The organism is Shimia fortis, from assembly GCF_040225985.1.
Classification (GTDB): domain Bacteria; phylum Pseudomonadota; class Alphaproteobacteria; order Rhodobacterales; family Rhodobacteraceae; genus Shimia.
The window spans coordinates 1-6349 of the sequence record NZ_JBBPEU010000028.1 but is presented as its reverse complement, the minus strand read 5'-3'; the positions used below and the strand labels follow the sequence as shown (position 1 = coordinate 6349).

The window sequence follows — 6349 nt, the reverse complement described above, 5'->3', positions numbered from 1 at the left end:
CTACCGCCCGCCGGCGCCGGAAACCATCATCCCGATGGAACCCAGGCCAATCATGCACTAACATTCAAACTGGACCACTTAGGTGGGGCTGATCATTAGAGGCGCAGGACTAGCACTTATTTCACAAAGTAGTTTTTGGCTTTGCTTTGTTTTGGGTGAACGCATCAAATCTTTGGCGCGGTGTGGTGACCTACCGCCCAGAAGAAATCTGATCCTACATATAGTTTTCCAACAAGTTTTTGGGTTACCTTGAAAGGTAAAATCAAGCTGGTTTGTACGTATGAGAGAGCATTTTCGGATGTTCAAAGTAATGAAGCGAGCAAAGGGTAGGCAAGCAGAGAAGGTACCGCGTCACCGATTATTTTTTGGTAGTGAGCTCTCTTGAATTCCCTTTCTACGGCAGGTTCCCAATACCAATCTGGAAACGCTTGAACTCTTCCGGCTTCTCGAATGTTGATCACACGCCTTTCGTGTGGGTGGATAAACCGACCTCGTCCGGGAGAACCGAACCCTGTAGTTATTGTAGTCATAGGCTGGTCGCCATGAATCCTACCGTAGACCGAGGGGTACGTGTGCTCTTCTTGGTGACAGTCCGGTCGTTGTTTGTTGGGCAAGTTGTAAGCGTTATTGTCGTGAAGATAGTTTACTCTTGCTATATTTTCATTGGATAGTTGACCGTTCGCTTCAAGAATTTCCAAGCCCGGAGAAAGCTTCGGTAAATTGGTGCAAACTGTATCGAAGGACAGTCTGTCTGTCGCAAACAGATTTAGGCATTCATCAAAATTCGGTGTGCCTCTTGAGCTAGCGACTAAGAAGTGACGTGAACGTGTTTGTGCTGATCCGAAATCTGCAGCATTAAGTACGCCTTCAGCTACATTGTAGCCTTTAGTCTCAAACACCTTTTTCGCAATTTGGACTACGTTTTCTTTTGCTTGGGTGATGCTTGGAACGTTCTCAATGATTACCAGCGGCACTTCAAGTGCAGCAGCAAAAGCTGGCATTATCAGATAAAGCAAATTCCTACTATCAAATCGTCTTGTACGATTGTTTAGGTTGGAATGACCTTGACAGGGAGGACCCCCAACCAACAGATCAACTTTTCCTCTGAACTGAGAAATTTGACTGTCTGTTACTGTTGGCTCAACAACAAAACCATCCATCTGACCCGACATATCAATATCATATCGAATAAGATCCTCTACGGACTTTGACCTTGATATCAATGGTTTAAAGTGGTCTTCAACCAGTTTTAGAGCGGTCTTGTCCAAATCGACTGCAGCCAGCAGCTTGGCATTTCTACCTAAGAAACGACTGGCGTTTGTTATGCCCAGAGACAACCCACCGCCCCCGCAGAATAAGTCAACATATGTGAGGCGCTTGGTTGGTGATTGTGCCGGTGTCACAACCGGTTCTGAAAGTGCCGAAACAAAAAAGTCATGTTGTGGAGGTAGGTCCGATCTTGTTGAACGAACCGTCTCCTCAAATACTTGTCCACCGAGTTCAACAGAGCGAGACACCTCTCCCTGCACTCTGAGAAAGCTGCAACCTGCCTTTTGCTCTTGCTTTTCTGCCGCTTGCACTAGATTCCCTCTTCTCGCAATCGTTTAATGAGTTCCATACACTCACTATACGAAAGATGCGAGAAGGTCGAGCCTGAAGTCCACGCCCGAAGGGCAGGGATTAGCTTCGTCCGAAGCTCCAAAGTACCAACTTGAACACGACCATTTTCGTCGTGCACAGTGTCCAAGAATGCCTTGACGAACTCGCGGTCCCTGCCAAAATCCTGCCGAAGAATATGGGATCGCCAAACGTCACTAGAACCGAGCCTAGCGTAGTGGTACGGGTCCTCTGCCTTCGCGTCATACATCTTGTGTCCGCGCAGCCAAGCTCTGTAGAAGTAGACCTCTATGATTGAGCCGGGTGATGTGATGCCCCAGTTAATCTGCTGCTCACTTTCAAAACGCCATTTTATGAATTGCCATAGTGAGCCGTTGCAAGAAATGTTGCTTAACCACCTCCAAAAACCAAGTTGGCTCAACTGGTAGGCTGTGGCGTGTTCACTAAGGCATTTGTGAACGGGCTCCACTATCTCGGCGTCTATAAGTCCCCCTGTGCTTTTTTTGTTTTTCTCAGAAAACTTGTGCTTTACGTCCAGCAACGCATCATTCAGCTCAAACAGCTCCAAGTCAGAAAATGACTCGGCATCATCGTCTGAACCGACATAGTCTAATACGATCTCAGATGCATCGTAGGAGTCATGGTCTCGCATAGAGTTCCATGCGACGGTCGCCTGATCGTTTGTAATGGTTGGTAGTTTCATTACTTTCGATATCCCCCAAACTTTACAGTGCTGAGCGTTGAAGCTATTTTTGTGCCCCTTTGGATGGCTCTTCCAACTTGAGAAACCGTACTGAGTTGGGTTAAACGGTCTCCATTCTGATAGTCGTGTGCCAATGCGTCAAAGTCTAAATTTAGTTCTTTGAAGTATTCCCGCATCTTGTCATGTAGTGATTCTTCAAGAGGCTCATGCTCCAGTTCGGCACACCTAAGAGTGTTCTCAGCAAGATCAGCAACAATATGGTCTGCGATCATACGAATACTTAGTTCGCCAAAGTGCGAGTTGTTTTCCAACCTTTTGAACTGAGTCTTGAGGTCATTATTGGCTTTAACCAAGAAGCATTCGGTGTGAGGAGCAGATGAGACTTGGTCACTTATCCAGTCAACATAGTAAAGCACATGTTTGCGATCCTCGTTGTCCTTAAAGGTGGTCCAAGCTATCTCAAACAGCGCCTCATCCACGGAAGCCTTAACAACAAAATCCGCTTCCGCGACAATTTGTGATTTTGACCATATCAAGTTTGAGCTGGGTTCCAGATCGGTTTTTCGGCAAATAAAGCAGCGTACTATGAACCCTCTGCTAAACCCGAATGATGCATCTTCTGTAAGGTCAATTTTGAAAGCTATCCGCTCGGAAATCTCCGAGGCATCCAAAACCATGACCGGTTTACGAATGCCCAGAGCTATATCTTCCAGTGTAATGTTGACTTGAAAGTCGGAATAGTCTTGATTGATCAATTCATTGATCAACCCCGAAAAAGGCAGCACCTCAACCGACGGCATGCATTCGGATTGGAAGTCAAAGCCCATTGCCTCTTGTTGTCTGACGCCTTGTTGATTGCTCATCTCGTCGTCAGGACCCGAAGAGAAACGGAACACCTCGTCAAAACTGGACGCGAAATTGAAGAGTAGGTCCGACCTAGAGACAGAGAAAATGAGTTTCTTACTATTGCTCGACATCAAACTCTCCGTTTTCCGCAACGCATTTACATTGCACAACATAGTTGTGCCGCCCCGGGTTATCGAACTCTACGTCGAAATCCAGCGCCATCCCCTTTGAAAAGTTGTATGTCAGGGAGGGTTTCGCCCCTTGCGCCAGAACCGCACCGTTGTGATCCTTCACTAAGAAATCCATATGTTTAATGGCAATTTTCTTGGAGTCACCAGCCAGCGATATTGAGGGATGTAGTGTAAGAGTGAATGGCGAATCTGGCGTGTACTCGCAATCGTGAATTTGAAGTCTCCACACCGACTTTTGTTCTTCCCTTTTTTTCTGGGTAAGATGGAGGGAAACCGGATTGTGGAACGGTTTAGGTGGTGGCGCATCCCCTTTCGTTCCTGAAAGTGCACCAGTTAGAAGACGCGCGAGCAATCCGCTTTCGCTTCTACTTACGGATACGTCTGGTTGCAGGTTTTTTTGGAATCCTACAAAGCGACTTTTTACGGCACTATTCACCCTCGCAACTAGTTTCTTTCCAATTTCTGGATGGTTCTGCTGGAGGCGCCTGGAATGTTCGCTCCACTCTGAGTGTGCTGCGTTCTCGGCGAGTTGCAGGTACGGGTATATATCTTCGTGTGCGTGGAAAATACCCACTGCGGGTTCGTACTGGTCTCCCCCCATCTTGACATAGTTAATTACCATGCCGGTTCCTCGCATAATCGCCACACAGTTGTTTTTGGGGGATTCCGCTTCGTCTGGTTCTGCCGCTTGGAAAGCGATGCGCCCGATACCTTTACCTTCAACCTTGTTCAGGGAGTCAATGTGGAGTGACTCTTCCTTCGTAACCTCGGAACCGATTGCCTTTTTGTAAAGCCCGACAAACTGGTCAAGATCTTGTCTAGTCAACACGGAAGGAACTTCAAGATTTTCGTTCTCGTCAATGAAGCGCACTGACAGCTCATTTGAGATGAGTGCTGGAAAGTAGTAATCCTCAACAGCTCTTCGAAGGTTGTCCAAATCAAGGGAGTCCATCAATATTAATATGTCGGTTCCCTTTGAGCCATCTTTTCGATGTAAATCGGCACCGAAAATATCAGATAGTTCTGCCCAGATTTCTTCTGCCTGCTCATCCTCAAAGGGCGCGGCTACACTCTTGTCGTCACTGCTAGGCTTCCCAAAGTAAGCGAACCCTCCGAAGTTCTCATGCTCAAACTCGTGCTTCGGATAAACCCCTGCACCCATCAGTCTACGTGAAGTACCAGCTGTTTCACTGCTCGGCTCAAAAACAGAATGGTAAATCACAGTGTTGATGTTCGAGCTTTTGGCATATGTCGTTTTTCCAAGCCCAAAGGAGCCTCCGGAGTTAGCGTCGCCATCTGCTTTGTCGTCGAGATTTAGAGCGCATACCAAACGAGCGAAATGGTCTTTGCGTTCATACCTGTCCCACTTGCCTCCTAAGCCACAAGTGTTGAAGTCTCGAATTAGCAAAGCAGATAGGTCTTGTCCGTCCAGAAAAGCTTGAAGACTCTCAACAAATAGCTTGTTGCGCGGTTCCTTCTCAAAAATGGGCACTCTGGGCTCAAGCAGCTCCCTGAACTGGAAGATATCAAGAAGGCGTTCCTTTTTTTCGCCCTTGGCAACTAACTTTTGAAAAACAAGCTGTGTGATGCCTTTTTCGGACCTGCCCGCGTCCATGGAGTTTTGTCCGCCTTCGCGTGCCGCCACTTCTTCAGGTGAGAACTCCCGATGATCATAAGAAGTTAGGAAGCCTCCAGTATGGATCGGGTTTTTACCATCCATGAGGTTTAGCTCCCATATAGCGTTTATTTCACTTCCCATCATCACCTTCCCTTAGCTGGAATCCCTTTGTAGCGTCCCTAGTCAGCGCAACGTCAAACGTAGCCTTTGAATGCTCCAACTCCTTGCGTAGGACCTGAAAAATTCTCCGAACATCCTCTTCGGAGTATTCATAATGGCTTCGATTGGACAGTTTGGAGATGGATCGAAGCATCGAGATCGCCTTCGACACACGCGCTTCTGCCAAGCGTTGAAATTTCTCGGATTTTGCTTCCATGCCAACCCCCTTCACCGACGGGCGTAGGGTGTCTGATTTCACAATAATTGCGCTTAGTCAATCATATTTGTCAAATATTGGAGATTAGTGAATGATTTTCGACAAAATTTGTGATTTTCTGTTCTTTGTGATGTCGGTGGAACACCTTGGATGTTGAAATTTCTCGGCTTTTGAGTGGGAGCGGGTCTCTACAAGGCAAACCAACGTTTGTTTTAGAAGGAGAGTGCAGGCGTGACGGAATATGTTGTCTACTATCGCGTTTCTACTGAGCGACAAGGGCGGTCAGGTCTTGGGCTTGATGCCCAGCGAGCGATGGTTGAGCAGTTTTTGCATCCGACTGACACGGTGGTGGAAGAGTTCACGGAAATTCAGTCTGGAAAGCGTGATGATCGCGCTGAACTTTGGAACGCCATCAATCTCGTCAAGAGAACCCGCTCCAAGCTTTTGATCCCGAAGCTAGACCGCTTTTCCCGAAAGGTTTCGTTCATTTCTGGGATTATTGACCAAGGGATTGAGCTGGTCGTCTGTGAACACCCAAATGTTTCCGTGTTCTTCCTACACCTTCTTGCCTGTTTTGCTGAAGAAGAGCGTCGGCAAATTTCAGAACGCACCAGAGCTGCACTCAGAGCCGCAAAGAAGCGTGGTACTGTTCTCGGACGGAACGCTCATGCCTTGGCAGACAAGCACCGAGCAGAAAAGCGAGAATTCTTCGAAACTATCCGCGTGCGCTTTGAAGAGGCATTGAGCGAAGCAGAAACATATGCAGCAACTGCTAGGTTGCTCAATCAAAGAAATGTGCCAACCTGCAACGGTGGTCAATGGTATCCGCAAACAGTGAAAAACTATGCCGCGCTTGTCAGCGCGGCATCCTAGCATTTCCCTGCTTGTCTTCTTGCACCTTTTTCGTGATCCTCCCCCACTGAAGTGGTCCGCCCCTATAGTTGGGAAACGGAGGATCAAACATGGGAATCAAACGACACAAGCCGGAAGAGATTGTC

General features: G+C 47.5%; 5 protein-coding genes. 1 reads left to right on the top strand and 4 read right to left on the bottom strand.

The window, feature by feature from the left end:
- Nucleotides 1–302 precede the first annotated feature (302 nt).
- The 4 genes from WNE31_RS18290 to WNE31_RS18275 form a co-directional block, all read right to left on the bottom strand.
- Nucleotides 303–1580 carry a DNA cytosine methyltransferase gene (locus WNE31_RS18290; RefSeq protein ID WP_349981386.1) on the bottom strand — a complete coding sequence of 426 codons (1278 nt, stop codon included), beginning with the start codon at nt 1578–1580 and terminating at the stop codon, nt 303–305.
- The gene (locus WNE31_RS18285; RefSeq protein ID WP_349981385.1) at nt 1580–2320 is read right to left on the bottom strand and encodes a DUF6339 family protein; all 741 of its coding nucleotides are present in this window, start codon (nt 2318–2320) and stop codon (nt 1580–1582) included. Before WNE31_RS18285 ends, WNE31_RS18290 begins: the two co-directional genes overlap by 1 nt.
- Entirely contained in the window at nt 2320–3183 is an 864-nt protein-coding gene (locus tag WNE31_RS18280; protein ID WP_349981384.1) for a hypothetical protein, read from the bottom strand. The genes WNE31_RS18285 and WNE31_RS18280 overlap by 1 nt, the downstream gene beginning before the upstream one ends.
- Before the next feature lie 100 nt (nt 3184–3283).
- Nucleotides 3284–5077 carry a hypothetical protein gene (locus tag WNE31_RS18275; RefSeq protein WP_349981383.1) on the bottom strand — a complete coding sequence of 598 codons (1794 nt, stop codon included), beginning with the start codon at nt 5075–5077 and terminating at the stop codon, nt 3284–3286.
- Nucleotides 5078–5582: 505 nt separating this feature from the next.
- On the opposite strand from WNE31_RS18275, the gene WNE31_RS18270 reads away from it, so the two are divergent.
- Nucleotides 5583–6224, top strand: a complete 642-nt coding sequence (locus WNE31_RS18270; protein ID WP_349981382.1) for a recombinase family protein — start codon at nt 5583–5585, stop codon at nt 6222–6224.
- Nucleotides 6225–6349 lie beyond the last annotated feature (125 nt).

Bases quoted from the DNA above. Each gene is read 5' to 3' on its own strand.
- WNE31_RS18280 (WP_349981384.1), bottom strand. From the start codon at position 3,183: ATGAGCAATCAACAAGGCGTCAGACAACAAGAGGCAATGGGCTTTGAC.
- WNE31_RS18285 (WP_349981385.1), bottom strand. From the start codon at position 2,320: ATGAAACTACCAACCATTACAAACGATCAGGCGACCGTCGCATGGAAC.
- WNE31_RS18275 (WP_349981383.1), bottom strand. From the start codon at position 5,077: ATGGATGGTAAAAACCCGATCCATACTGGAGGCTTCCTAACTTCTTAT.